The sequence below is a fragment of the Amycolatopsis halotolerans genome, from assembly GCF_042647905.1.
GTDB classification, from domain to species: Bacteria; Actinomycetota; Actinomycetes; order Mycobacteriales; family Pseudonocardiaceae; genus Amycolatopsis; species Amycolatopsis halotolerans.
Map to the genome: position 1 here is coordinate 22,058 of NZ_JBHRWI010000055.1, position 25,584 is coordinate 47,641.

A 25,584-nucleotide genomic window follows, 5' to 3' on the forward strand; every position below is an offset into this window, starting at 1 on the left:
GGGGCGTTCGGCTCGACCGCTACTTGCCGGTGACGCGCGCGAGCGCCTCCGGGTACCGCGCACCCGCGACCGCCTCGGCCGGAGCGGCCTTCTCGATCGCCGCGATGTCCTCTTCGGACAGTTCCAGCTCGGCCGCGCCGACGTTCTCTTCCAGGTACTTCCGCCGCTTCGTGCCCGGGATCGGCACGACGTCGGCCCCCTTGGCCTGCACCCAGGCGAGCGCCAGCTGCCCCGCCGTGACGCCCTTGTCCGCGGCCAGCGCACGCAGCGCCTCGACGATCGCCATGTTGCGCGCGAGGTTGTCCTCGGCGAACCGCGGCAGGCCGCGGCGCATGTCGCCCTCGGGCAGCTCCTGCACCGACGTGACCGCGCCGGTCAGGAACCCGCGGCCCAGCGGCGAGAACGGCACGATTCCGATCCCCAGCTCCCGGCAAGTACCGAGAATTTCGTCCTCGATCCCGCGCGTCCACAGCGACCACTCGCTCTGCAACGCGGTCACCGGATGCACCGCGTGCGCCCGGCGGATCGTCTCCGCGCCCGCCTCGGAAATCCCGGCGTAGCGGATCTTCCCGGCCTCGACCAGCTCGGCAAGCGCTCCCCAGGTCTCCTCGATCGGGACGTTCGGGTCGACGCGGTGCTGGTAGTAGAGGTCGATGTGGTCGATCCCGAGCCGCTGCAGCGACTCGTCGCAGCACTGCTTCACATACGCGGCGTCACCGCGCGCGGTCATGCCCGCGTCGGTGTGCACGATGCCGAACTTGGTCGCGAGAACCACCTGGTCGCGACGGTCCGCGATGGCCTTGCCGACGAGCTTCTCGTTCTCCCCCGCGCCGTACACGTTGGCCGTGTCGAGCAGGGTCACCCCCAGTTCCAGCGCCCGGTGCACCGTGGCGACGGACTCGCCGTCGTTGTCGCGCACGCCGTAGGCCGAGCTCATCCCCATGCAGCCGAGCCCCTGTGCGCCGACCTCCAGTGCGCCGAGCTTCCTCGTACCGATCACGCGGAAATTCCCTCCATTTCGGGCGCGACGCCGAAGGCCTTGCGCTCGACCTGCTCGTAGTTGGCGATCTTGTAGTCCAGGATGTCGAGGCAACCCTGCAGCTCGGCGATCCGGTCGGCGACCGACTGCCGCTGCTCCACGAGGATCGCCTTGCGCCGTCCGGCGCTGGCCACCCCGTGCCTGCGCAGCGAGGCGTACTCGCGCATGCTCTTGATCGGCATCCCGGTGAGCCGCAGCTTCGTGAGGAAGCCGAGCCAGTTCAGGTCCTCGTCGGAGTAGGCGCGCCGCCCCGCCGAATCGCGAGCGGGCGGTTCGAGAAGCTTGATCCGTTCGTAGTACCGGAGGGTGTCGATCGACAGGCCGCTACGTCGTGCGGCTTCCGCTATCGAGTAGCTCATGCGCTCGACAGTACGACCTGGAGTGCACTCCAGGTCAAATCTTCAACGACGGTCACGGTCGCGTTTTATAACGTTGTTGCGTTACGCTGGGTACATGCCTCGCCCCCGTACCCACGACGAATCCCTCCGGCTGAAGCTCCTGGACCGGGCAGGCGAACTGATCTCCGCGGACGGCCCCAAGGCGCTGTCCTTGCGAAAACTGGCCGCCGACTCCGGCACGTCGACCACCGCGGTGTACTCGCTGTTCGGCAGCAAACCGGACCTGGTGAACGCCCTGTACGCAGAAGGCTTCCGCCGCTTCGGCGCCCGCCTCGCGACGGTCCCCCTCACTGGCGAGCCAGTACCCGACCTCGTGCGCCTGGGCATCGCCTACCGCGAAAGCGCCCTGGCCGACCCGCACCTGTACGCGATCATGTTCAGCCGCTCCGTCCCCGGCTTCGAACCGAACGCCGAAGCCGACGAGGTCGCCCAGTCAACCCTCGCCCCCTTGACCGGAGTCGTCCGCGCCGCGGTGTCGTCCGGCCAGTTCCAGGACGTCGCGCCGGAACTGATCACAGTCAGCCTGTGGGGTTTCGTGCACGGCCTGGTGTCCCTGGAACTGTCCGGCCGCCTGCCAGCCGGCTTCAGCGTCTCCGACGCGTATGAAAAGGCCTTGCACGCCAACGCTTCCGGCTGGCTTACCTAGCCCCGTACTGCCGATCCCCCGCGTCCCCCAGCCCCGGCACGATGAACCCAGAGTCGTTGAGCCGCTCGTCAATGCTCGAGGTGACCACCCGAACCGGCAGCCCAGTCTGCTCAAGATGCGCGAGCCCCTCCGGCGCGGCAAGCGCACAGATCGCGGTGACGTCAGTAGCCCCACGATCGGTCAGCAGCCGAATCGTGTACTCCATCGACCCACCAGTCGCGAGCATCGGATCAAGCACCAGCACCGGCCGATCCGCGAGAGATTCGGGCAGCGACTCGAGGTAGGGAGTCGGCTTGAGCGTCTCCTCGTCCCGAGCGAGCCCGACGAACCCCATCTGCGCGTCCGGGATCAGCTTGTGCGCCTGGTCAGCCATCCCCAGCCCAGCCCGCAAGACAGGCACCAGCAACGGCGGACTGGCCAGCCGATACGCGTCGGTCCGCGCGACCGGGGTATGAATCCGCTCAGTACGCACCGGCGCATCCCGCGTGGCTTCATAAACGAGCATGACAGTCAACTCATGCAACGCGGCCCGGAACGCGGCACTGTCCGTCCGAGCGTCCCGCATGGTCGAGAGACGAGCCTTGGCCAGCGGGTGATCGACGACGTGCACATCCATGCCGCACAACTTAGCCGCCCAGTTCAGGGACGCCACTCATTCCCCGCGCGTTCGTGGGCCCGATTACGTCCGTGAGGGCCACCTTCAGGAACTCTGATTCCCTCAGGGTTCCCCTCACGTACCTCCGACCCGCGCGAACCCCTCCGAGATGCGCCCCAATGTGGCATTGGGTGCGTCCCACGCACCCAATGCGGCGTTCGGTGCATCTGACGCACCCAATGCCACATTGGGGCGCTAGCCCCAACCACCAAACCGCAGCCGATGCACCCAACGTTCGAGGCACCCAGCCCCTCCCCCGCACCCCGATACGAAGCCTCCCTGCGGTTCGGGGGTGCTTGTCAAGGCATCTTTCCCGCCTTGACAAGCACCCCCAGACCGTCAGCACAATCAACCTTCGGGGTGCCCCACGCAACCACCGGGCGCAATGTCGCCGCCAGGCGACGAGCCGCCCCCTACCGAGACTCAGCAAACCACCGAACCCACCGCCGCTGCCAAGGCGTCTCCACTGCCCGAGCGTGATGGTTCTCCCGAACCCAAGCGACGGCTTCGTCAGCCCCCGCCCCACCAATCGTCACCAAACAAGCCAACACAGTCCCACTACGCCCAACCCCACCAAGACAAGCCACCTCCACGGCCTCCCCAGCAACCGCCCGCTCATGCAACCCCAGAATCTCCCGCCGAGCCCCCTCCCGATCCCTCGGCAGCAGAAAGTCCGGCCAAAGCACCCACCGCCGCTCCCACCCCAACGACGGGTCGTACTTGGCCCGCATCCGCCGAGACCCCAGATACAACCCGAACTCCGGCTCCGGCCCCTCCGGCTTCGGCTTCCCCAGCCCCCGGGCCCGCACGACAGCCCCGTCCGGAAGCACCAAGGTCCCCACCAACGCAGAATCCATCACGCCATGATCCCCCTATCCACCGTTCGACGGACCCAAGCCAGACCCGACAGGACTAGGCTGCCCCAGGTGAGTGAAGACCCAGCCACGCCGGGCCCGGACCAGATGCGAGTGTCGGACGCCGATCGGGAGCAGGTCGCGCAGGTACTGCACCAGGCGCTGTCCGAAGGCCGCATCACGATCAACGAACTGGAGGAGCGGCTCTCCAGCGTCTACTCCGCGAAAACGTTCGCCGATCTGAAACCGGTGACGGCGGACCTGCCCGGCAGCGCCGCGGTCGCCACCACCGCTTCGGCCGCGCTGCAGCCCGCCCCCTCGCGCGCGCTCGGGCTGCCGGACAACCGCGTCGGCGGGCATCCGGGTTCCGCCGTGTCAATCGGCGTGATGTCCGGGGCCGTGCGCAAGGGCAGCTGGGTCCTGCCGCAGCAGCACACGACTTTCGCGTTCTGGGGCGGTGCCGAGATCGACCTGCGCAGCGCCCGGTTCGCCGAGAAGTCCTGCACGATCACCGCCGTCGCGATCATGGGCGGGATCGAGATCACGGTGCCCGACGACATCAACGTGAACGTCACCGGCATCGGCTTCATGGGCGCGTTCATGCTGGAGGACAAGTCCGGCGCGCCGCCCGCCCCGCCGACCGCCCCGACCGTGACGATCAACGGCCTCGGCTTCTGGGGCGGCGTCGTGGTCTACCGCAAGCCGGCCAAGGACATGAACGCGCCGCGGATCGAGTCCTGAACCCGACTGCACACAGCACCGACAAAAACCACCGCTCCCGGCTCGCGGCTGTGGACAACCGCGAGCCCGTGACCAGCTGTCCACAGATTCCGGTGAGCGCTCCGGCGCCTGCTGTCGCGCACCTACACTCAGCGGTATGACAGCTACCACCAGCCCGGCAGCGGCGCCGGAAACCCCGTCGCCGCTGACGGACGTCACTCGCGACGAAGCGAGCCTGCGGCGGTTCCTGCACGGGTTGCCCGGTGTCGACCAGGTCGGCGTCGAGCAGCGCGCGGCGGGGCTCGCGACCCGGAGCATCAAGAAGGAAGCCAAGCGGTGGGCGATCGACACCGCGGTGTCGATGGTCGACCTGACCACGCTCGAGGGAGCCGACACGCGCGGCAAGGTCCGCGGCCTCGCCGCCAAGGCGATGCGGCCGGACCCCGAGCGGCAGGACTGCCCGCGCGTCGCGGCCGTGTGCGTGTACCCGGACCTGGTGGAGACGGCCGTCGAAGCGCTCGCGGGCAGCGGGGTGCGGGTGGCGAGCGTCGCGACCGGCTTCCCGGCGGGCCGCACGAGCCGCGAGGTCAAGCTGGCCGACACCCGGATGGCCGTCGAAGCCGGCGCGGACGAGGTCGACATGGTGATCGACCGCGGCGCCTTCCTCGAAGGCCGCTACCTGGAGGTGTTCAACGAGATCCGCGCCGTGAAAGAGGCCTGCGGCTCGGCGCACCTGAAGGTGATCCTGGAAACGGGCGAGCTGGCGACGTACGACAACGTGCGCCGCGCGTCCTGGCTAGCGCTGCTGGCGGGCGGGGACTTCATCAAGACGTCCACCGGCAAGGTGTCGCCCGCCGCGACGCTGCCGGTCACGCACGTGATGCTGCAGGCGGTGCACGACTGGCACGAGCGCACCGGCGAACTGCGCGGCGTCAAGCCCGCGGGCGGGATCCGGACGACGAAGGACGCGATCAAGTACCTCGTCGCCGTGCACGAGGTCGCGGGCGAGCAGTGGCTCACGCCGGATCTGTTCCGGTTCGGCGCGTCGAGCCTGCTCAACGACCTGCTGCTGCAGCGGCGCACCCAGGTGGACGGCCACTACAGCGGCCCTGACTACGTGACGGTGGACTGACATGGGCATCTTCGAATACGCGCCCGCGCCGGAATCGCGCGCTCTGGCCAATCTGAAAGAGCATTACAAGCCGTTCATCAACGGCGAATTCGTCGACGGCTCCGGCGAGCCGCTCAAGACGATCAACCCGGCCACCGAGGAGATCCTCGCCGAGGTCGGCACCGCGTCAGCGTCCGATGTGGACACCGCGGTGAAGGCCGCGCGCAAGGCGTACACGTCGGTCTGGTCGAAAATGCCCGGCACCGAACGGGCGAAGTACCTGTTCCGCATCGCCCGGCTGATCCAGGAACGCTCGCGCGAGCTGGCGGTGCTGGAAACGCTGGACAACGGGAAGCCGATCAAGGAATCGCGCGATTCCGACGTGCCCACCGCGGCCGCGCATTTCTTCTACCACGCGGGCTGGGCGGACAAGCTCGGCTACGCGGGCTACGGCCCGGACCCGAAACCGCTCGGCGTCGCGGGCCAGGTGATCCCGTGGAACTTCCCGCTGCTGATGCTGGCGTGGAAGATCGCGCCGGCGCTGGCCACCGGCAACACCGTGGTGCTCAAGCCTGCCGAGACCACCCCGCTGAGCGCGCTGGTGTTCGCCGAGATCTGCCAGCAGGCGGAGCTGCCGCCGGGCGTGGTGAACATCCTGCCCGGCGCCGGCGACATCGGAGCGTCCATTGTGGAGCACCCGGACGTCGACAAGATCGCGTTCACCGGCTCCACCGAGGTCGGCAAGCTGATCCAGCGCACCGTCGCGGGCACCCGAAAGAAGCTGACCCTGGAACTCGGCGGCAAGGCGGCGAACGTGGTGTTCGACGACGCCCCGCTGGACCAGGCGGTGGAGGGGATCGTCAACGGGATCTTCTTCAACCAGGGCCACGTCTGCTGCGCGGGCTCGCGACTGCTGGTGCAGGAGTCGGTAGCCGAAGAGGTGCTGGAGAAACTCCGCTACCGGGTCTCGACGCTGCGCCTCGGCGACCCGCTGGACAAGAACACCGACCTCGGCGCCATCAACTCGGCCGAGCAGCTGGCGAAGATCCGCGGCCTGGTCGAATCCGGCGACGCCGAAGGCGCGCAACGCTGGACCAGCCCGTGCCCGGTGCCCGACCGCGGTTTCTTCTTCGCGCCGACGGTGTTCTCCGAAGTCCACCAGTCGATGCGCATCGCGCGGGAGGAAATCTTCGGCCCCGTGCTGTCGGTCCTCACCTTCCGCACCCCGGAAGAGGCTGTGGCGAAGGCGAACAACACGCCGTACGGGCTGTCCGCGGGCATCTGGACCGAGAAGGGTTCGCGCATTCTGTGGATGGCGAACCAGCTCCGGGCAGGCGTTGTCTGGGCCAACACGTTCAACCGCTTCGACCCCGCCGCGCCGTTCGGCGGCTACCAGGAGTCCGGTTTCGGCCGCGAAGGCGGACGCACCGGTTTGGAGGCCTACCTCAATGTCTGACCGAATTTCGGTGGCGAAGACCTACAAACTCTATATCGGCGGAAAATTCCCCCGCTCGGAATCGGGCCGGGTCTACCCCGTCACCGATTCCAAGGGCTCCTTCCTGGCCAACGCGGCCCACGCATCGCGCAAAGACCTGCGCGACGCGGTGTCGGCAGCCCGCAAGGCGTTCCCGGGTTGGTCGTCGGCAACTGCATACAACCGCGGCCAGGTCCTGTACCGCGTCGCCGAGGTCATGGAAGGCCGCCGCGCCCAGTTCGCCGCCGAGGTAGCCGCCTGCGAAGGCGTCGCCGTGAAGAAGGCCGAGTCCATTGTGGACGCCGCCATCGACCGCTGGGTCTGGTACGCGGGCTGGACCGACAAGATCGCGTCAGTCCTTGGCGCCGCCAACCCGGTAGCCGGCCCGTACTTCTCCTTCACCACCCCCGAACCCACCGGAGTTGTCGGAGTCCTGGCCCCGCAAGAGTCGTCCTTGCTCGGCCTGGTCACGGTCCTGGCCCCAGTCCTGGCCACCGGCTCGACCGCGGTCCTGGTCTCCAGCGCGGACCGCCCCCTGCCCGCCATCACCCTGTCCGAGGTCCTGGCCACCTCCGACGTCCCCGGCGGCACCGCCAACATCCTCACCGGCCGAGCCGCGGAACTGGGCCCCTGGCTGGCCTCCCACGGCGACGTCAACGCCCTGGACCCGACCGGCGCCACCCCCGCCGACCGAGTCACCCTGGCCCAAGAAGCCGCCGGGACGGTGAAGCGAGTCCTGTCCGTCCCCGACACCGAACCGGACTGGACCGCGGAGCCAGACCTGTCCCGCATTCGGCGGTACCTGGAAGCAAAGACCGTCTGGCACCCGATGGGCGTCTGACATTCGAGTTCACCCAGACCGCCGTTCCGGTTAACCCGGAACGGCGGTTTTGTCTGCGGAAGCTCGAAAAATTGCGCGTCGGGCAGGCTTTCCTTAGGTTGGGCGGCCAACCAAGAAGGAGTAGAGTGAACCGCCCTGTGCCCGACAAGCCACAACGTCGCTTTTCCGCACAAAGATTTCCGCAGCCGTATTCCTTTCGAACAGTCACATTCGCCCAATTGCGCGAATCCCTTGCCGATTTCCTGCGAATGCGCCGCACCCCCACGACTTACCGTGCTCCGTCGGTTACGGTGAATACCGCCGCGAGGCACCGAACCGACCGTTGCGCGAAATGTCCGCCGTGTCTTGGGGAGGGCGAGGACATGGACCAGCCTGCCGCGAACGCAGGTAGAAACTGGTTGCCGGACTTCACCATCACCATCACCGACGGCACCGGAACACCGCCGGGCCCCGGCTTCACCATAAGCCGCGACGACGCCCGCAGCATGCTCAAACTGGCCAAGCAGGCCCGCAAGCAGTTCGGCGACATGCGCGCAGCTGCCCTGTCCTTGCTTCGGCTCACCGCTCCCGCAGACGATGTTGCGAGTAACGCCTACCAGGCGAAGCTGCTCGGCAACGAGCCCGCGACCGGAGCATTCGGAGCTGGCATTGCGAACGTGCAACACCTGCATGCTTACTCCAACGAATTGGTACTAAGACTGGAAGAAGCACTCAGGACTACTGAGAATTCCGAAGAATCAGCTGCTGATTCCGTGAAAAACGCCGCGTCGGGCAAGAACGTAACAGGACTCGCAGGATGACTCCCCGTCATGCCCTAGCCCCGATCGCTGCGATCGGGTTCGCCGTCCTCGCCACAGCTTGTTCCAGAGGCCCGGCACCCGCCCCCACCGGCGCAGCTCACCCCGCGCCATCAACCTCCAGCGCACTGCCACACAGCGGAGCACCCAAAGTCGAGCACCCGTTGCCCGCGTCGGCCCTGTCGGGAGATCCCTGCCGGACCGCCCTGACCGAAACACAAGTGGGTCGCATCATCACCACGACACCCCCTGGTAAACCGCGCATTGAGGCAAGACTCGGCCCGACCTGCGATTGGCACAACATCGACTCCGGAGCTGCCGTGCGCGTGGGGTACGTCACCGAGGATCATCAGGGGCTCAGCGCCGTCTATCAGAACAGCCAACCGAAAGCGAAGGTCTGGCGACCGCTCCCTCCGATTCAAGGACTCCCAGCGGTCGCCTTCTCCGATTTCGAGGGTATTGGACTCAACAGTACGTGCCAGGTCAGCTTTGGGACTTCAGACGACTTGTCTGTCGATGTGACGATCACCCTCGGCGAAAGCAAAGCCGGAAAGGTCGATCCCTGCGGGGTCGCCGCGCAAGCTGCCGGAATCGTTGCCGCCAACCTGTGGCAACGGGCAGGCTCCTGATGGGTTTCTTCGAGATGATCGATGATGCTGGTCACTGGATCGGCGATCGCGTCGACGACCTTGGCAAGTTCGCCTCAACACTCTGGCATGGGGACTCTGGCCCAGAAGCGCTGCCCGCACCCGAACTGGTCCAGAAAATCCTGACGGGCCCGGGCACGGCCAGTTGGCACGGCGGAGCGGAACAGGCGAAAGCCCTCTCCAGTCAGCACAACGAGGCCAGCGATTTGCTCTCCCGGGTGAGCACAGGATTGGAGTCTGCCTGGACCGGCAGGGGTGCGGATGCGGCGAAGGCTCGGATCCGTCGATTCGCTGAGACAACGACCGTGTCCGCGGCGATCTACGATGCCAACGGCTTCAATTTGACCGACATCGCGCACGGATTCGATGCGATGAAATCTTCCTTGGAGCAGATGCCACCCGTCCCGCCTCATCTGAACTTCTTCGACCGGATCTCTCCCTGGGAGACCAACACAGAGAGGGAGATCAGCGACTACAACGCGCTAGCGCAGCACAATGTCGATCGCTACCAGGCCTATGTGCAGCATTCCGGTGCTAACGGCCAGAATCTGCAAACCGACTACGGTCGGCTCGACAGCTTCGATGGGCAGGACATCGCGACTGGCCCCGATCCCGGCCAGGCTCCGCCCGAGAAGCACCCAGGTACGGGCCCGCGACACAAAGGAGCCGGCGCCCCTCCCGACGAATCGCCCCCGTCTCCTGGCACGCCTTCACCAGCGCACAGTTCTGATGGAGCTCCCAGACCTGACGTAACGCGCGAGCCCGACCAAATGGCCCGGCCACGTACGGCATCTCAGCTAGGAAGCAGTGACATCCAGACAGAGACTTCCGGGTGGGCACCGCCGTCATCGCATTCGACGGAAACCAGGCACTGGGGCCTGCCCTCTGCAATGCCCGACAGCACTGGACCAAGCAGCGGCAGCGCCACCTGGTCATCGATTCCCGTGCAAGGCGGACGCGGAAACGCAAGCAATATCGGCGGCTACGTCGCCGGACGAGCAGACGGGGAAGGCAACCGCGCCGGCGAACCCCGCGGCCGAACCGGCGGCTCGCCCCGGCCAGGCATCGGCAGCGGAACCGGGACAAGAGAAGAAGCGCGCCCAGGAAACACCACACCGCGCGGCACGCCCGGATCCCGAGGCGCCCCAGGCGCAGGCGGAGTAAACCCGACCCGCGGCAAAGACAAAGACCAAGACTCCCAAGAACACCACCGCAAATACGGCCTGGACACCGACGCCGCCTTCTCCCTCGTCGACGACGACGGCGAACGCACCGTGGACCCCCGCACTGGCTTGCCTCCTACGCCACCGACTATCGGCGGCTAAGGGAGATCGCCGACGATGCCGATCCTCGAGAGACCGGTCCGGATGCCGCGGTTGGCGTTTCTCGCCTTGTGGGGCCACGAGAAACTCGGCGAACCGCCGGTCGTCGTCGAGCACGCGCCGATGTTCATGACCGACGAGTTCTCCGAGAAGCTCCGGGTCCAGTCGTACGGACTCCTGTCGAGGTTCGGGCTCGCGGCGAGCGGCGCGCCCAGTCCGCGGCTGCGCGACACTCTCGAACTCCTCGCCGAGGCCCGGCGCGAGGTGTATTCCTGGAGCGATTTCGGCAATCGGCGCGGGGACAACGGCGCGATTCTCGTTGCGGCAGCGGGACGAGAGGCCGTGCGGCTCGTGACGGACAACCGGTCCGTGCAGCTCGAACCCGTTTCACCGCGCGACATTGGCGGCAGCCTGGTCGATCTGCTCCCCTGCTGCGACCCGGCGAAGCTCCGGCCGCTCAAGGTGCCCAAGGACTACTACGACAGCGCATCCGCCGATCCCCTCGCCGAATCCTCGGCCAGCGCGGACGAATTGCGGCATCTGATGCGGGCCCGGCGCGACGCGGTGCACCTGATGCACGTCGCTGTCCGCGGGCAGGACGGAAGCCGGACGCACAGCACCCCGCTGTCCGCGATCGACCTCACCGGACGCGGGCGCGTGTTGAGTTTCGTCAGCCCGGACGGTGCCGGCGGACTGCAGATCAACGTCTACTCCGGCACCCGCTCGCATCTCGTCGACGCGCTGGCGCTGACGCTCGCCGAACTCGGCTGAGCGAAGGATCAACGAGGCGGCAACATTTCGCGCCACGCCTCTATCCTTTCGCGAAATTCTCTGCCAACATGAGCCATTGGGGAAATTTCGACGCCCCGTGTCCGGTTCAGGCGCCGCCAGCACGTCAGGAGGACTCCGCATGACCCTGCGTCCCGCTCAGCCCGAAGAAGCACTCGCCCTCGAGTTCCTCGGCACCACCAGCGCGGGCGGCAACTGCCCCAACGCTTATCGCACCAATCGCGGCACGTTCGTCGTCCAGGGCTACCGGGTCACCGACGAGCAGGCGCTGCGGCAACTGCACGAACGCGGCATGCCGGACACCGAGACGGCCGTCGAAATCCCCGTCGGCCTGCTCAGGTTCTTCCCGCAGGAAGCCTGAGTACGACGACCGGCGCAGGCGAGGCAAGGGCAACTCGGCGATTCAGACGCACTAGCCGCCCAGGATTTCTCGAAACTCGACCCCAGGTGTGGGAAGATGCCATCGGGTTCGAGGAATTCCGCATGCGATAGCGAGGGCGAGTGCCTACCAGTTTCGAGAAACGCCGGGCAGAGCTTGGCGACCGCCTGCGCCGGCTCCGGGTCGACGCGGGCTACGAGACCGGGAAGGATTTCGCCAAGGCCATCGGCTGGAACGCGCCAAAGGTCAGCAAAATCGAGAACGGCAGACAGACCGTCGGCGACGACGACCTCGATGCCTGGATCGCCGCCGTCGGCGGGCCGCCGGAGCTGGCCGAACAGCTGCGGGAGCAGCTTGTCGGGGTCCGCGACGCGCACGCCAGCTGGAAAGACAAGGTCCGCGACGGGCACCGGGCTAGACAAGAGGAATCCATTGCCAGAGAGGCCCGCGCGCTACGAATTCGCGCGGTCGACCTCCGAATTGTCTCCGGATTACTGCAAACTCCAGAGTACGCGCGGCACACGCTGCTCGCCCACGCCCGGATCCACGGCGGCGGCCAGGACATCACCGAGGCGGTCCGGGCGCGGATGCAGCGCCAGCAGATCCTCTACGAACCCGGCCGGACCATCGAATTGCTCACCTCGGAAGCCGCGCTGCGCTACCCGAACGCGCCACACGAGGTGATGATCGCGCAGGCGCACAAGCTGCTCGCGCTGCTCGGCACCCCGAACATCCGCTTCGGCATCATCCCCGCGGACGTCGTCCTGCCCTACCCGGTCACCGCGGACTTCTGGGTCGTCGACGACGTCGCGATGGTCGAAACCCCGGAGGGCGAGCACATCGCGAGCGACGCCGACCCGTACCACGAGGTCGCGGATCTACTGTGGACAGTCGCGGCCGAGGGCGACGCCGCCCGGGCGGTGCTGCTGCGGGTCCTCGATTCCCTCACCCGCGCAACACCGCCGAGCTAAGCCAGGAAATCCTTACGCGGCAGGCGCTTCACCGGCGGTCAGCGCACCGACGTCGACGGTGTGGCTGTCCGCGCTGGCGTCCACCGCGCCGAAGGTCCAGTCCACCGTCACGTTCGGGTCGATCGGGTCCCCGTGCGGGTTGGAGTCGGCCGGAGCGGTCATGGTCACCGCGTTCGGCGTCTGCTGCTCGTCCTCGCCGCCGATCGCGGTCCAGTGCAGCGGCGCGTACGCCGACGAACCGTTCGCGATCAGCACCGGCGGCGCGTCGGCCGGCGCCTCGTTGTTGACCAGGACGTCGTGCGCGCCGACCAGGTTGACGTCGGCCCGGCCGGACAGGACGCACCGCTCGCCCTCGTTCGCGGTGAACTGCAGCGCCGCCTGGCGCTGGCCCGCGCCGGCCCCGCCGTAGACGAGCTTGGTGCTGAACTGGTTCGCCGTGCACGGAAGCGCCGACGAGTCCGTGCTCGCGGTCGTGGCGGCGGCCGTCCCGGCGAAGGCCGCGGCAGCGCCCCCGGCGACAGCGACGGCGATGGCAATGCGGCGGATGTTCTTCATGATCTCGTCCCCTCTCGCGTTTTCCGGCGGCTCCGCACCGGCTTTCACGAGATAAGACGTCCCCGGCCGGATCCCGATGGCCCGTTGTGTGATCACCCCTATCGGAGCAACCCCGGACCGCCCGCCGCGTCCGAAGAGAGGGTCAGATCAAGTCGTCTTTGCCGAGCGGCCGCCCCGGCAACGGGGTGACCGGACCGGCGCGCAGGCCGTCGATCATGATCGCGATGCTGCGAGCGGTCGCTAGTTCCGGCGTCTTCAGCCGGTGCGCGGGCAGCTGCCGCACGATGCGCGCGAACACCACCGCGACGTCGCCCGCGCCCACGTCCTTCCGCAGCGCCCCCTCGGCCTGCGCCCGGACCACCAGGTCGTCGACCTCGAGCAGCACCGCTTCGCGCAGGTGCGCCACCTCGGGATCGTCCTTGAGAATTTCGTGCGCCCGCTGCGAAAGCATCGCCAGCTGCATCGACAGCTGGAGTTCCGCGCCGTGGTACAGCAACTGCACCAACGCTTCCCACGCGGACGGAGCCTCCACCGACAGCCGTTTGGCGTTGTCCAGCACGCCCGCGAAGTTGTCCACCGCCACCGCGCGGATCAGCGCGTCGCGGTCCGGGAAGCGCCGGTAGAGGGTGCCCACGCCGACTCCGGCCGCGCGCGCGATCTCCTCCATCGGGACCTCGGGACCATGACTGGCGAAGATGACGCGAGCCGCGGCGATGATCTGGTCGCGGTTGCGCTGCGCGTCCGCCCGCAGCGGCGTCTCGGGGTCTGCACTCATAACCCGGCCTTCCCTCTTCCGGTTGGCGCGCATTCTCGCATGCCCGGCCAACTGCGCAAACGTGCCGGCGAGCCGGGCCGGACAGCAATTGTCACCCCGTTGCTAGTGGACGGCGATCCTCCACTTCGGTACCTTGGGCAGTGAACCGGAATGTAATCCTCCACATTCATTCCGTAACGGGGCAAACCCACCACAGGGGGTTCTGATGACCGAAGTCGCCCAGCCCAGCCGCATCCAGCCGGAACAGGCCGCTTTCCCGATGAAACGGACCTGCCCGTTCGCGCCGCCGCCGGGCTACGACCGGTTCCGCGACGCTCGCGCGCACTACGTCGAACTCGAACGAACCGGCCAGCACGCCTGGGTGCTCCACCGGCACGAGGACCTGCGGGCGATGCTGAACGACCCGCGATTCAGCTCGGACCGCTTCAACCCCGGCTTCCCGATCCTGTTCAAGGACGGCCAGCAGCGCCGCCCGACACTGCGTCCTTCGCTGATCGGGATGGACGCGCCGGACCACGGCCCGGCGCGACGCGCCGTCGTCGGCGAGTTCACCGTCAAGCGGATGAAGGCTTTGCAGCCGCGCATCCAGGAGATCGTGGACCAGCACCTCGACGCGATGCTGGCCGGCGACAAGCCCGCCGACCTGGTGTCCGCGCTCTCGCTTCCGGTGCCGTCGCTGGTGATCTGCGAACAACTCGGCGTCCCGTACTCCGACCACGAGTTCTTCCAGAAGCACAGCTCACGGCTCCTCAACCGGGAAGTGAGCGGCGAAGAACGCAGCGCCTCGGTCGAAGAAATGCAGAAGTATCTGTCCAACTTGATCTCCGCGAAGGAAACCGCACCGGCGGACGATCTGCTCAGCCGCCAGATCGCGAAGAAGCGCGAGGAGGGCTCCTACGACCGCGACGACCTCGTGTCGATGGCCTTCCTGCTGCTCCTCGCCGGGCACGAGACCACCGCGAACATGATTTCGCTCGGCACCGTCGCGTTGCTCGAGAACCCGGACGCGCTCGCCGCGATCAAGGAGGATCCGGGCAAAACCCTCGACGCCGTCGAGGAATTGCTGCGCTACTTCACCATCGCGGAATTCGCCACCACTCGCGTCGCTCTCGAGGACGTCGACATCGCGGGCGTTACCATCAAAGCCGGAGAAGGCGTGCTCGGCCTGAGCTACGCGGCCAACTTCGACCCCGACGTCTTCCCCGAGCCCGAACAGCTCGACATCACCCGCGGCGGCAGGCACCACGTCGCGTTCGGCTTCGGCGCGCACCAATGCCTCGGCCAGAACCTCGCGCGGATGGAACTGCAGATCGTGTTCGACACGCTCTTCCGCCGCATCCCGACGCTGCGTCTCGCCGCGCCGGTCGACCAGTTGCCGTTCAAACACGACTCCGGCGTCTTCGGGCTCTACTGCCTCCCGGTGACCTGGTGAAGGGGAAACGATGACTGCCACTGAAGAACTCCGCATGCCGGTCGCCCGCACCTGCCCGTTCTCCCAGCCGGAGCAGTACGTCCGGATGCGCGAGGAAAGCGCGCTCCAGCGCGTGCAGATCCCCGGCGGCAAGGAAGCCTGGGTGGCCGTGCGGCACGAGGAAGCCCGGCAGATCCTCGGCGACCGCCGGTTCTCCTCCGACCGGTTCCTGCCCAACTTCCCGTTCCTGGCCGAGGGCGGGGCCGCGATCCTCACCAACGTCAAGCAGAAAGCCATGATCGGGATGGACGCGCCCGAGCACGGCGAGGCCCGCCGGGAGGTGCTCGGCGAGTTCACCGTCAAGCGGGTCGAAGCGATGCGGCCGCGGATCCAGGAAATCGTCGACGGCCTCATCGACGACCTGCTCGCCGGCCCGAAACCGGCGGACCTGGTGGAAAAGCTGTCGCTGCCGGTGCCGTCGCTGGTGATCTGCGAGCTGCTCGGCGTCCCGTACGGCGATCACGACTACTTCCAAGAACGCACCATGGCGCTCATCCGCCGCAGCACCAGCGTCGAGGATCGCAAGAAGGCGTCCGAGGAACTGCGCGGATACCTCAGCGGACTCGTCGCGGCGAAGGAGAAGGACCCGACCGACGACCTGCTCGGCAGGCAGATCGTCAAGCGCCGCGAGGAAGGCACTTACGACCACGACGCGATGATCGGGCTGGCCTTCCTGCTGCTGGTCGCCGGGCACGAGACCACCGCGAACATGATTTCGCTCGGCACCATCGGGCTGCTGGAGAACCCCGGGCAGCGCGCGACGATCGAGGCCGACCCCGGCAAGACGCTCCTCGCGGTCGAGGAACTCCTTCGCTACTTCACGATCGTCGAAGGCGCGACCGCGCGGGTCGCGACCGAGGACGTGGAGATCGGCGGCGTCACGATCAAGGCCGGCGAGGGCGTGCTCGTGCTGGGCTACGCCGCGAACTGGGACCCGGAGGTGTTCGAGAGCCCGGAAAAGCTCGACCTCGAACGCGGCGCGCGCCACCACGTCGCGTTCGGGTTCGGGCCGCACCAGTGCCTCGGGCAGAACCTCGCGCGGATGGAACTGCAGATCGTGTTCGACACGCTGTTCCGCCGCGTCCCGACGCTCACGTGCACGCTCCCGGCCGCCGAGCTGCCGGTGAAGAAGGACGCGACGATCTTTGGCCTGTACCAGTTGCCGGTGACCTGGTAGAGATCAGAGTGCTCCCACCACAAGCCAGGAAGAGGCCATCATGAAGATCATCGCGGACACCGGCAAGTGCGTCGGCGCCGGCCAGTGCGTGCTCACCGAGCCCGCGCTGTTCGACCAGAGCGAGGACGACGGCACGGTCATCGTCCTCAACGACACTCCGGACGGCGAACTGATCGAGAAGGCGCGCGAGGCCGTGAACATCTGCCCGAGCCAGGCGCTTTCGCTGGAGGAGTGACCCTCGTGGCGCTCTGCGGGTTCGGGTTGCGCGGTCTTGCGCACCCAATGCCACATTGGGTGCGCTCAACGCACCGAACGCCACATTGGGTGCATCCGACGCACCCAATGCCACATTGGGGCGCTCCTCACCGTAAGCAGCCAGCACCGTGTCCGCTCTAACCGGCATAAACACTCACGACGCGAGACGCACGGCGGTCACCACGGCGGTCGAGTAATTCGTCGTCAGGTGGCCGCCGCGCGCGTCGATCGCCGTGGCGACCTCGGCCAGCACCTGGTCACGCTGCTCCGGCGTCGCCACGGTGACGCCGCCCTGGGTGGCGAGCAGATCCAGCCACTCGTCGCGGCTGTAGTCCTGCGTCCAGTCGTAGCGCCAGTTCTCCGCTTCCGCGAACGCGCCGGTCTCGGCCAAACCGGCCGCGGCTTTGTCGAGCATCGGCTGATAGGCGTCCGGGCCGGGGCTTTTCAGGTAGTTGCCGCTGAACGGCGAATCCGGCATCGCCCGGCGCAACGCGTCCGCCAGTGCGTGCGAAATTTCTGCCGGCGGCATGAAGACGTGCCAGAACGCGGCGAACCGGCCGCCCGGACGGAGCACCCGCGCGGCCTTCGCGGCTCCCGCGACCGGGTCGACCCAGTGCCATGCCTGCCCGGACACGAGGGCGTCGAACGTCCGCCCCGCCGGGTCCCAATCCTCGAATTTCGCGACCTCGGCCGGGAAACCGCGCCGGGCGAACTCCGCCATCCGCTCGTCCGGCTCCACGCCGAGCACCGCGGCGCCGTGGGCGCGAAATTGCCGCCCCTCGATGCCGGTTCCGCAGCCGACGTTGAGAATTTCCTTCCCCGGGCTCGCTTCGAGGAGGGCGGTCACCAGTTCGTCCGGGTAACGCGGGCGAGCCCGGTCGTAGCGCTCGGGATCGACGCCGAACGACTCCGCCATAGTCCGGTGCTGATGGGGTTCGGGACGGGGTAAAGTGGGCATGTGCCCACCATAGTGGGCAAGCGCCCACTATGGCCAGGAAGGACCTTCGAGGTGCCCACCGGGATCCATCTCCGCGACGTCCGCGCCCAGCTTTTCGACGCCGCAGAACGGGTTTTGCTGCGCGAGGGCCCCAGCGGCCTCACCAGCCGCGCCGTCACCGCAGAGGCGGATTGCGCGAAGGGCGTGCTGCACCGGCATTTCGAGGATTTCGACGCTTTCCTCGCCGCGCTGGTGCTCGACCGGATCCATCGCCTCGAAGCCCGCGCGGACGACCTGCGGGCCGGAACCGGCGACCTGGTCGAGACAGTGGCCGAGGTGCTCACCGAAGTCTTCTCGTCGGTCGCGGTGTCGATCGTCGCCCTGATCACCTTCCGCGACGAACTGCGGCACCGGCTCCGGGCCGCGCGGCCCGGCCCGGGGATTCCGCTGGCCACCGACGCGGCGAACGTGCTCGCGGATTACCTTGCCGCGGAACGAGATCTCGGTCGGCTCGCTCCGGAATCGGACGTAAAGACGCTCGCTCCGACGCTCATCGGGGCTGGCCATCTGCTCTTCGCCGATCGCACCGGGGAGCCGCCGACCGAGGAAGCGGTGCGGCAGATGGCGGCTACCGTCCTCGCCGGAGTGCTCGTGAGTGTTGATCCCGGTTAGAATCCGGGATCAACACTCACGACCCCCAGTTCACCCGATGCCAGTGGCCACCGCGGCCACCGACACGGCCAACGCACCCAGCGCGCCCGCCACTCCGTAGCGCGTCAACGTGCGTCGGTCATCGTGGTGCCGCAGGTACAGCGCGACAGTCGCGACGAACGCGAGACCGCCAGCGATGAACCACGGCCCCCACAGATAGAGGTACCAGCCGACCAGGTCGGACAACGCCGGATCGACGGCGACAGCTCCGGTCTTGACCAGCACGCCCTGCACGACGAACAGCCCGCCGTGCCAGGTCAGCAGGATCGCCGCGCCAGCACCGCAGAACACCATCGTGCGGCTTAGCCACCGGCCACGCGATTGAGTCAGGCTGATGCCGATCACGGCACCGAAGACCTTGAGCAGACCGGTGATCACCAGGACGGCCACAAACCACGGCACCCGGTCCTGCGCGAGTTTGACCAGCGACGGCGATACCGTCGAGGTTGCGCCGAAGGTGGTGCCGGTCGCCCAGACGAAGCTGGGGATCGCGAACAACACTCCCCAGGCCGCGGCGGCGTAGCCCGGCCATTGGGTCAACTCGGCTTGCTTCGACGACATGCGTCAAGCGTCGTCTGGCGGGCGGCCGAAAGGATCGGGCGCGAGAGGGAAGCGTCTCCCCCGTGAGAGCGAAGTGCCGGTGCCGGATAGAGCCAGCACCGGCACTTCCGTTCAGCCCAGCCGCAGCGTCGTCTTCGGGTCGAACGCGTGCGTCTCGCCCTCGCCGCGCAACGCGACCCGGACGTTGTCGCCGATCCGCGGCGGCGTCCGCCCGTCGACCCGGACCACGAACCGGTCGTCGCCGACCTTGCCGTGCAGGTACGCGTCCGCGCCCAGTTCCTCGACGAGCTCCACCACCAGCTCGAAGCCCTCGTCCGCCTCGCCGACCAGGCGCAGCGACTCCGGCCGGATCCCGAACACGATCTCCGACAGTCCCGCGGCCGCGGTCCGCACCTCGGTGGGCAGCGGCACCACCAGGTCGCCCAGCTGCACGCCGCCGTCAGACAGCGGCAGCGTCGCCAGGTTCATCGCCGGCGACCCGATGAACCCGGCCACGAACGAATTCTCCGGTTTCTCGTACAGCGACCGCGGCGCGGCGCATTGCTGCAGCACGCCGTCCTTCAGCACGGCCACCCGGTCGCCCATCGTCATGGCCTCGACCTGGTCGTGCGTCACGTAGATGGTCGTCGTGCCGAGCCGTTGCTGCAGTTTCGCGATGTTGGCGCGGGTTTCGACGCGCAATTTCGCGTCCAAATTGGACAGTGGCTCGTCCATCAGGAACACGCTCGGCTCGCGCACGATCGCCCGGCCCATCGCGACCCGCTGCCGCTGCCCGCCGGACAACGCCTTCGGCTTGCGGTCGAGGAAACGGGACAGGTCGAGCATCGCGGCGGCCTCGTCGACGCGCTTCTTGATGTCAGCCGCCGAGAAACCGCGCAATTTCAACGCGAAACCCATGTTGTCGGCGACCGTCATGTGCGGGTACAGCGCGTAGGACTGGAACACCATCGCGATGTCGCGGTCCTTCGGCGGCAGGTCGGTGACGTCGCGGTCGCCGATCCGGATGGCGCCCTCGTTGACGTCCTCCAGCCCGGCGAGCATCCGCAGCGCGGTGGACTTGCCCGAGCCGGACGGGCCGACGAGCACGAGAAATTCGCCGTCCGGCACTTCGAGGCTCAACTGGTCGACCGCGCGGACGCCCGGGTTGCCGGGATAGACGCGCGACGCCTTGTCGTAGATCACTTCAGCGGACATCTGCGTTCTCCCTTACTTCACAGCACCCATGGAAAGCCCGCGCACCAGGTGGTTCTGCGCGATCCAGCCCACGATCATCACCGGCAGCGAGGCCAGCAGCGCGGCGGCGGACAGCTGGGCCCAGTACAGGCCCTCGCTGGTGATGAAGCCGACCAGGAACACCGGCACCGTGCCGGCCCGGGCGGCGGTGAGGTTGACCGCGTAGAAGAACTCCGTCCAGGAGAAGATCACGCAGATCAGCGCGGTCGCCGCGATGCCGGGCGCGACCACCGGCATGATGATCTTGCGCAGCAGCGTCGGCAGGTTCGCCCCGTCGATCCGCGCCGCCTCGATCATTTCGCCGGGGACTTCCAGGAAGAACGACCGCATCATCCAGATCGCCAGCGGCAGGTTCATCGCGGTGTACAGGATGATCAGCGCCCACACCGTGTCCAGCAGGTTGGTGTTCTGCGAGATCACGTACAGCGGGATGATCGCCGCGACGATCGGCAGCATCTTGGTCGACAGGAAGAAGCCCAGCGCGTTCTTCGTGCCCTTGACCGGGGCCAGCGACAGCGCGTACGCGGCCGGGATTCCCAGCAGCAGCACGAGCAGCGTCGAAATCACCGTGACGAACGCCGAATTTCCCAGGTACGGCAGGAAACCGCTGTTGAGCACACCGGAGATCTGGTCGAACGTCGGCGTGAAGAACAGCTTCGGCGGATCGGTGTAGGCGTCGTTTTCTTGTTTGAACGCGGTGAGAATCATCCACAGCAACGGGAAAACGAAGAGGATCGCGATGATCCAGGTCGCGACGGTCAGCGTGCCCGGGCCGTAGCGGCGTTTGGTCTTGCGCCGCGGCGGCGGCGCGGTGTCGGTGGCCGCGGGCGAGGCGGTGGCGGTTGCGGTGCTCACTTGACTCCTCCGTCCACGGAGAACGCGCGGAACATCAGCCGCAGCGCGAACGTCGCGACGATCATCGTCAGGATGACCACGACGACGCCCATCGCGGACGACTGGCCGATGTCGAAGCCCTCGAACGCGCGCTGGTAGATGTAGAACGGCAGGTTCGTGCTGGCCGTGCCCGGACCGCCTTGCGTCATCAGGAAAATCGCGTCGAAGCTGTTCACGATGTAGATCGCGCCGAGCAGCGTGGCCAATTGCAGGAAGCGCGACAGGTGCGGCAGCGTGATCGACACGAAGGTGCGCCAGCGGCTCGCGCCGTCCACCGACGCCGCCTCCAGCACCTCCTTCGACTGGCTTTGCAGCCCGGCTAGGATCAGCAGCGTCATGAACGGCGTCCATTGCCAGATGATCTGCGCCATCACCGCGGCCATCGGGAATTGCGAAAGCCAGTCGGTGTCCGTGCCGAACACGAAGTGCAGCAATCCGAAACTCGGATCGAACACCGTCGTCTTCCACAGCAGCGCACCCGCTGCCGGGAGGATCAGGAACGGCGTGATCAGCAGCGTGCGCACGAAGCCGCGGCCGAAGAACTTCCGGTCGAGCAGCACCGCGAGCCCGAGTCCGAGCAGCAGCGAAAGGAACACGCAGACCACGGTCAGCACCACAGTGTTCAGCAGCGCGCCGAGGAACGTCGTGTCGGTGAAGACGTCGACATAGTTGCGGAAACCGACGAAGTGCCGCGAGCCCGGGCGCACCAGGTTCCACGACTGGAACGAGTAGAACAAGGTGAGCAGGAAAGGAATCTGCGTCACCGCGATCACGAAGATCAACGCGGGCAGCAGCGGAAGCCGCCGTTTCCCGGTCGAACCGGTCACTTTTTTCGCAGCGGGCCGTGCGGTCGCCGGCGCGGTTCCGGCGGGGACGGAGAGGGTGCTCATCGCTGCACCTCCTGATAGGACTTTCCGACGGATTCCGCGTATTTCTGCGATTGCGCGAGCGCGTCGGCGACGGAGGTCTGACCGGCGATCGCGGCGGACAGCTGCTGGCTCACCCGGGTGCCGAGGTCCTGGAACTCCGGGATCCCGACGAACTGGATGCCCGGGTACGGCACCGGATTCACCATCGTCTTCTGCTGGTTGGCCGCCGCGATGCCGTCCAAAGTGGGCTGTGCGTAGGCTTTCGCGGCTTCCTTGTACTGCGGGATCTCATAGGTGGACTTGCGCGTGCCCGGCGGCACCCGGTTCCAGCCGTAGGTCTGCCCGATCTTCTTCGCGTATTCCTTGTTCGTCATCCACGCCATGAACTTCCAGGCGTCGTCCTTGTTCTTGCCGACCTTCGGAATGCCCAGCGACCAGGTGTAGAGCCAGCCGCTCGCCTGCGTCTTCTCCACCGGCGCGGCGACGTAGCCGTTCTTGCCGCTGACGTGGCTGCTCTTCGGGTCTTCCGTGGTGCCGGTCATCGACGTGGCGTCGTACCACATCGCGGCGTTGCCCTGCGCGTACTTCGTGCCGCATTCGGTGAACCCGGCGCTGGAGGCGCCGACCTCGCCGTGGTCGCGCAGCAGGTTGACGTAGAAGTTCGCCGCCTGGGTGAACTCCGGGCTGGTCAGCTTCGCGTTCCAGTCCTTGTCGAACCATTGCCCGCCGAAGGTGTTCGCCATCGTGGTGAACGGCGCGAGGCTCTCGCCCCAGCCCGGCTTGCCGCGCAAGCAGATTCCCGCGATCCCGGCCTGCTTGTCGTCGAGTTTCGCGGCGAAACCGGCGATCTGCTGCCACGTCGGGTGCGCCGGCATGTCCAGCCCGGCCTTCTGGAACAGGTCCTTGCGATAGACCACAAAGGACGATTCGCCGTAGAACGGCACCGCGTACATCTGGTTCTCATAGGACAGCGACTGCCGGATGCTCGGGATGAAGTCGGCCTCGTCGTACCCCGGCGTCGCCTTCATGTGCGGTTCGAGGTTTTCCAGCCAGCCGTTGGCCGCCCATTGCGGAGCCTCGTAATTGCTGATCATCACCACGTCGAACTCGCCGCCCTGGGTGGCGGTGGACGCGGTGATCTTCGCCCTCGCCTCGTTTTCCGGCAGGGAGACGAACTTCAGCTTGATCCCGGGGTTGGCCTGCTCGAACTCGCCCTTGAGCGAGATGGCGTCCTTCATCTGCGGATTGGACACGATCGCGACGACCAGTGTCCGCCCGCCGGTGCCGAGCGCCCCGGCTCCGGCGCATCCCGTCACTAACAACGCTGTCGAGGCAAGGAGGCACAGGAGTTTACGCACCGCCACCACCTCCGGGCAGCACCTGGATCTTGAGGCCGGACCCGCTGCGCATCTTCGCCAGCGCCTCGGGGTACTGCTCGAGCGGAAGGGTGTCGGTGATCAGCGCTTCGGTGTCGATGTAGCCGTTCGCGACGAGGTCGAGCGCGTTGCCGTAGCTGTTCAGCACGGCCATCGAACCGACGATGGTGATTTCGTCGTTGTAGATGCGGAACGGCGAAAGCGCGACGCGTGCCTCAGCCGGGGCGACGCCGAACACGAGCAACCGGCCGCCGCGGTGCAGCGCGTTGAACGCGGCCTCGATGGCGGGTGCCGCGCCAGTGCAGTCCACGGCGGCGTCGAAGCGTTCATCGTCCAATTCGGACACATCGGAAGCCACCGCGGCCGCACCGAGATCAGTCGCCCGCGGCAGTCGCGCGGCGTTGCGGTCGACCATCGTCACGTGCGCGCCCGCGCGGAGCAGGAGCTGCTGCATGATCAGGCCCATCGTGCCCGCGCCGACGACGAGGAAGCGCTCGCCCGCTTCCACGCCGATCCGGCGCACGCCGTGCACCGCGCAGGAAACGGGTTCGACCAGCGCGCCCTGTTCCCAGGTCATCGAGTCGGGCATCCGGTAGCAGGTGTCGGCGGGCACCGCGACGTACTCGGCGAAAGCGCCGTTGACCGTGTCGCCGGTGGCGTTCCAGTTCGCGCAGAGGTTGCCGTGCCCGGACCGGCACGGGGTGCAGTATCCGCAGTAGATCGACGGGTCGACCGCGACCCGGTCGCCGACCTTCCACTCGGCGGGCACGTCCGCGCCGAGTTCGACGATCTCCCCGGAGAACTCGTGCCCGGGAACGATGGGATACGGGGTCGGCGGGAAATGCCCGTCGGCGATGTGCAGGTCCGTGCCGCAGATCCCGCAGGCACCCACCTTCACGACGACCTGGCGCTCCCCGGGCTTCGGATCGGGAACCTCGCCGACCCGGATCTCCCCGGGCCGGTCCACGATCGCGGCGCGCATGCGTCATCACCTTCCAAGATGCTCATTTGAGCGATTTTGACTTATGCCGTAGGTAACATGCGTAGGCATTACAGGCCCCTGCCTGCGGATCCGTCAACCGGCAAAGCTCATTTTTGCGCTATCCTGCTCATGTGAGCAGGAAAAAGGGGCCACCGCCGCTGACCGAAACGCTGCTGCTGGCGACCATGGCCAGGCGGTTCTACGTGCAGGGCGCCTCGAAGCTGGAGATCGCCGACGAGTTCGGCATGAGCCGGTTCAAGGTCGCGCGGATGCTGGACGCGGCACTCGAGTCCGGACTGGTGCGGATCGAGTTCGACCTGCCCGCGCCGATCGACGTCGAACTGTCCGACGACATCCGCCGCGCCTACCGGCTGGACCGCGTCCTCGTGCTCGAACGAGCATCCGAGACGGAGCCGCGCGAGATCGTCCGCAAGCAGGTCGGCGCGCTGGCCGCCCGGCTGCTGGAGGAGATCGCGACGCCGGACGACGTCATCGGGCTGTCCTGGGCGCGGTCGGTCAACGCGATGACCGAGGCGATCCGGACCCTGCCGCGCTGCCCGATCGTGCAGCTGTGCGGGGTGCAGGCCGGGATGGACATGCGCGGCCGCTCAGTGGAGACGGTCAGCCGCGTGACGTCGGTGTCCGGCGGCGATTCGTACCCGATCTTCGGTCCGCTCGTCCTGCCCGACCGGCGGACCACCGAGATCCTGCGGCACCAGCCGGGCATCGCGGAAACGTTCGCGCAGTTCGGAAAACTCACCAAGGCCGTGGTGAGTATCGGTTCGTGGGAAGCCGGGGAGTCCACTGTGTACGACGCGCTGGACGAGGCCGAACGCGCCGCCATCGCCGCCCGGGGCGCGACCGCCGAGGTCGCCGCGCGGCTGTTCGACGCGGACGGGAATTCGCTCGGCACCGGGCTCGCGCACCACGTGCTGGCGATCAGCCACGAGGAGCTGAGCTCAGTGCCCGAGGTGATCGCGATCGGTTACAGCCGCCCGAAAGCCGAGGCGGTGGACGCCGTGTTGCGGTCCGGACTGGTGTCGACGCTGGTCACCGACGCCGCGGCCGCCGTGCCGCTGCTGGAGCTCGCGCGGGCCAGGCCGTTACCGGACCCGTCGTGAGTGCTGGCGCGCCGGTTAGAACCG

The 25,584-nt window shown here is 67.4% G+C and carries 29 protein-coding genes; 16 read left to right on the forward strand and 13 right to left on the reverse strand.

Translation table 11 applies throughout. The features are described from left to right. Positions 1 to 19: 19 nt before the first annotated feature. Both ACFORO_RS36770 and ACFORO_RS36775 read right to left on the reverse strand, forming a co-directional pair. Positions 20 to 1,000, reverse strand: a complete 981-nt coding sequence (locus ACFORO_RS36770) for an aldo/keto reductase (RefSeq protein WP_377869662.1) — start codon at positions 998 to 1,000, stop codon at positions 20 to 22. Next, positions 997 to 1,398: a MerR family transcriptional regulator gene (locus ACFORO_RS36775; protein WP_354739482.1), complete on the reverse strand. Its 402-nt coding sequence runs from the start codon at positions 1,396 to 1,398 to the stop codon at positions 997 to 999. Before ACFORO_RS36775 ends, ACFORO_RS36770 begins: the two co-directional genes overlap by 4 nt. Before the next feature lie 94 nt (positions 1,399 to 1,492). Between ACFORO_RS36775 and ACFORO_RS36780 the strand changes: the two genes are divergently transcribed. Further along, positions 1,493 to 2,083 (forward strand): TetR/AcrR family transcriptional regulator, encoded by a 591-nt coding sequence (locus tag ACFORO_RS36780; RefSeq protein WP_377869663.1) that lies wholly within the window; start codon positions 1,493 to 1,495, stop codon positions 2,081 to 2,083. Here the strand turns inward: ACFORO_RS36780 and upp are convergent. Continuing rightward, entirely contained in the window at positions 2,076 to 2,699 is a 624-nt protein-coding gene (gene upp / locus ACFORO_RS36785; RefSeq protein WP_116205731.1) for a uracil phosphoribosyltransferase, read from the reverse strand. The two genes, ACFORO_RS36780 and upp, sit on opposite strands and share 8 nt — an antisense overlap. Positions 2,700 to 3,151: 452 nt before the next feature. Continuing rightward, positions 3,152 to 3,595: a protein-tyrosine phosphatase family protein gene (locus ACFORO_RS36790; protein ID WP_377869664.1), complete on the reverse strand. Its 444-nt coding sequence runs from the start codon at positions 3,593 to 3,595 to the stop codon at positions 3,152 to 3,154. Positions 3,596 to 3,700: 105 nt separating this feature from the next. Here ACFORO_RS36790 and ACFORO_RS36795 point away from each other — a divergent pair, with 105 nt between their 5' ends. The 10 genes from ACFORO_RS36795 (at position 3,701) to ACFORO_RS36840 (ending at position 12,643) form a co-directional block, all read left to right on the forward strand. Beyond that, entirely contained in the window at positions 3,701 to 4,333 is a 633-nt protein-coding gene (locus ACFORO_RS36795) for a DUF1707 SHOCT-like domain-containing protein (protein WP_377869701.1), read from the forward strand. A 136-nt stretch (positions 4,334 to 4,469) separates the two neighbouring features. Further along, on the forward strand, positions 4,470 to 5,444 hold the full coding sequence (gene deoC / locus ACFORO_RS36800; RefSeq protein ID WP_354742283.1) for a deoxyribose-phosphate aldolase: 975 nt from the start codon (positions 4,470 to 4,472) through the stop codon (positions 5,442 to 5,444). Between the two features lies 1 nt (position 5,445). Beyond that, complete coding sequence (locus ACFORO_RS36805) at positions 5,446 to 6,879, forward strand: aldehyde dehydrogenase family protein (protein ID WP_377869665.1); 1,434 nt, start codon at positions 5,446 to 5,448, stop codon at positions 6,877 to 6,879. Next, positions 6,872 to 7,738, forward strand: coding sequence for an aldehyde dehydrogenase family protein (locus ACFORO_RS36810; protein ID WP_377869666.1), 867 nt, complete (start codon positions 6,872 to 6,874; stop codon positions 7,736 to 7,738). The genes ACFORO_RS36805 and ACFORO_RS36810 overlap by 8 nt, the downstream gene beginning before the upstream one ends. Positions 7,739 to 8,100: 362 nt before the next feature. Further along, on the forward strand, positions 8,101 to 8,538 hold the full coding sequence (locus ACFORO_RS36815; protein WP_377896725.1) for a hypothetical protein: 438 nt from the start codon (positions 8,101 to 8,103) through the stop codon (positions 8,536 to 8,538). Beyond that, positions 8,535 to 9,164 carry a DUF3558 domain-containing protein gene (locus tag ACFORO_RS36820; protein ID WP_377869668.1) on the forward strand — a complete coding sequence of 210 codons (630 nt, stop codon included), beginning with the start codon at positions 8,535 to 8,537 and terminating at the stop codon, positions 9,162 to 9,164. Before ACFORO_RS36815 ends, ACFORO_RS36820 begins: the two co-directional genes overlap by 4 nt. Further along, positions 9,164 to 10,507: a hypothetical protein gene (locus ACFORO_RS36825; RefSeq protein ID WP_377869669.1), complete on the forward strand. Its 1,344-nt coding sequence runs from the start codon at positions 9,164 to 9,166 to the stop codon at positions 10,505 to 10,507. The genes ACFORO_RS36820 and ACFORO_RS36825 overlap by 1 nt, the downstream gene beginning before the upstream one ends. Positions 10,508 to 10,522: 15 nt before the next feature. Then, complete coding sequence (locus ACFORO_RS36830) at positions 10,523 to 11,275, forward strand: ESX secretion-associated protein EspG (RefSeq protein WP_377869670.1); 753 nt, start codon at positions 10,523 to 10,525, stop codon at positions 11,273 to 11,275. A 139-nt stretch (positions 11,276 to 11,414) separates the two neighbouring features. Further along, the gene (locus ACFORO_RS36835) at positions 11,415 to 11,654 is read left to right on the forward strand and encodes a hypothetical protein (protein ID WP_377869671.1); all 240 of its coding nucleotides are present in this window, start codon (positions 11,415 to 11,417) and stop codon (positions 11,652 to 11,654) included. A gap of 140 nt (positions 11,655 to 11,794) precedes the next feature. Then, entirely contained in the window at positions 11,795 to 12,643 is an 849-nt protein-coding gene (locus ACFORO_RS36840) for a helix-turn-helix domain-containing protein (protein WP_354742299.1), read from the forward strand. Positions 12,644 to 12,655: 12 nt separating this feature from the next. Here the strand turns inward: ACFORO_RS36840 and ACFORO_RS36845 are convergent, their stop codons facing one another. Further along, a complete protein-coding gene (locus ACFORO_RS36845) occupies positions 12,656 to 13,294 on the reverse strand; it encodes a DUF4232 domain-containing protein (protein ID WP_377869672.1) in 639 nt (212 codons plus the stop codon). 46 nt (positions 13,295 to 13,340) lie between these two features. Further along, positions 13,341 to 13,973 carry a TetR/AcrR family transcriptional regulator gene (locus tag ACFORO_RS36850; protein ID WP_377869674.1) on the reverse strand — a complete coding sequence of 211 codons (633 nt, stop codon included), beginning with the start codon at positions 13,971 to 13,973 and terminating at the stop codon, positions 13,341 to 13,343. 205 nt (positions 13,974 to 14,178) lie between these two features. Between ACFORO_RS36850 and ACFORO_RS36855 the strand changes: the two genes are divergently transcribed. The 3 genes from ACFORO_RS36855 to ACFORO_RS36865 are packed head-to-tail and all read left to right on the forward strand — an operon-like array spanning position 14,179 to position 16,856. After that, entirely contained in the window at positions 14,179 to 15,405 is a 1,227-nt protein-coding gene (locus tag ACFORO_RS36855) for a cytochrome P450 (protein WP_377869675.1), read from the forward strand. 10 nt (positions 15,406 to 15,415) lie between these two features. Then, positions 15,416 to 16,621: a cytochrome P450 gene (locus ACFORO_RS36860; RefSeq protein WP_377869676.1), complete on the forward strand. Its 1,206-nt coding sequence runs from the start codon at positions 15,416 to 15,418 to the stop codon at positions 16,619 to 16,621. A 40-nt stretch (positions 16,622 to 16,661) separates the two neighbouring features. After that, on the forward strand, positions 16,662 to 16,856 hold the full coding sequence (locus tag ACFORO_RS36865; RefSeq protein WP_116201635.1) for a ferredoxin: 195 nt from the start codon (positions 16,662 to 16,664) through the stop codon (positions 16,854 to 16,856). A gap of 174 nt (positions 16,857 to 17,030) precedes the next feature. On the opposite strand, the gene ACFORO_RS36870 is transcribed toward ACFORO_RS36865, so the two are convergent. Next, on the reverse strand, positions 17,031 to 17,834 hold the full coding sequence (locus ACFORO_RS36870) for a class I SAM-dependent methyltransferase (protein WP_377869677.1): 804 nt from the start codon (positions 17,832 to 17,834) through the stop codon (positions 17,031 to 17,033). Between the two features lie 51 nt (positions 17,835 to 17,885). On the opposite strand from ACFORO_RS36870, the gene ACFORO_RS36875 reads away from it, so the two are divergent. Then, positions 17,886 to 18,485, forward strand: a complete 600-nt coding sequence (locus ACFORO_RS36875) for a TetR/AcrR family transcriptional regulator (protein ID WP_377869678.1) — start codon at positions 17,886 to 17,888, stop codon at positions 18,483 to 18,485. A gap of 30 nt (positions 18,486 to 18,515) precedes the next feature. On the opposite strand, the gene ACFORO_RS36880 is transcribed toward ACFORO_RS36875, so the two are convergent. From ACFORO_RS36880 to ACFORO_RS36905, 6 genes are all read right to left on the reverse strand, one after another. After that, on the reverse strand, positions 18,516 to 19,085 hold the full coding sequence (locus tag ACFORO_RS36880; RefSeq protein WP_377869679.1) for a DUF3995 domain-containing protein: 570 nt from the start codon (positions 19,083 to 19,085) through the stop codon (positions 18,516 to 18,518). Between the two features lie 111 nt (positions 19,086 to 19,196). Further along, on the reverse strand, positions 19,197 to 20,279 hold the full coding sequence (locus ACFORO_RS36885) for an ABC transporter ATP-binding protein (RefSeq protein WP_377869680.1): 1,083 nt from the start codon (positions 20,277 to 20,279) through the stop codon (positions 19,197 to 19,199). Positions 20,280 to 20,291: 12 nt separating this feature from the next. Next, on the reverse strand, positions 20,292 to 21,080 hold the full coding sequence (locus ACFORO_RS36890; RefSeq protein ID WP_116201681.1) for a carbohydrate ABC transporter permease: 789 nt from the start codon (positions 21,078 to 21,080) through the stop codon (positions 20,292 to 20,294). An 89-nt stretch (positions 21,081 to 21,169) separates the two neighbouring features. Next, complete coding sequence (locus ACFORO_RS36895) at positions 21,170 to 22,102, reverse strand: carbohydrate ABC transporter permease (RefSeq protein ID WP_377869681.1); 933 nt, start codon at positions 22,100 to 22,102, stop codon at positions 21,170 to 21,172. Beyond that, entirely contained in the window at positions 22,099 to 23,445 is a 1,347-nt protein-coding gene (locus ACFORO_RS36900) for an ABC transporter substrate-binding protein (RefSeq protein ID WP_446681591.1), read from the reverse strand. Before ACFORO_RS36900 ends, ACFORO_RS36895 begins: the two co-directional genes overlap by 4 nt. Further along, positions 23,432 to 24,439 (reverse strand): zinc-dependent alcohol dehydrogenase family protein, encoded by a 1,008-nt coding sequence (locus tag ACFORO_RS36905; RefSeq protein WP_370932073.1) that lies wholly within the window; start codon positions 24,437 to 24,439, stop codon positions 23,432 to 23,434. Before ACFORO_RS36905 ends, ACFORO_RS36900 begins: the two co-directional genes overlap by 14 nt. Before the next feature lie 131 nt (positions 24,440 to 24,570). On the opposite strand from ACFORO_RS36905, the gene ACFORO_RS36910 reads away from it, so the two are divergent. Beyond that, entirely contained in the window at positions 24,571 to 25,560 is a 990-nt protein-coding gene (locus ACFORO_RS36910; protein ID WP_377869683.1) for a sugar-binding transcriptional regulator, read from the forward strand. Positions 25,561 to 25,584 lie beyond the last annotated feature (24 nt).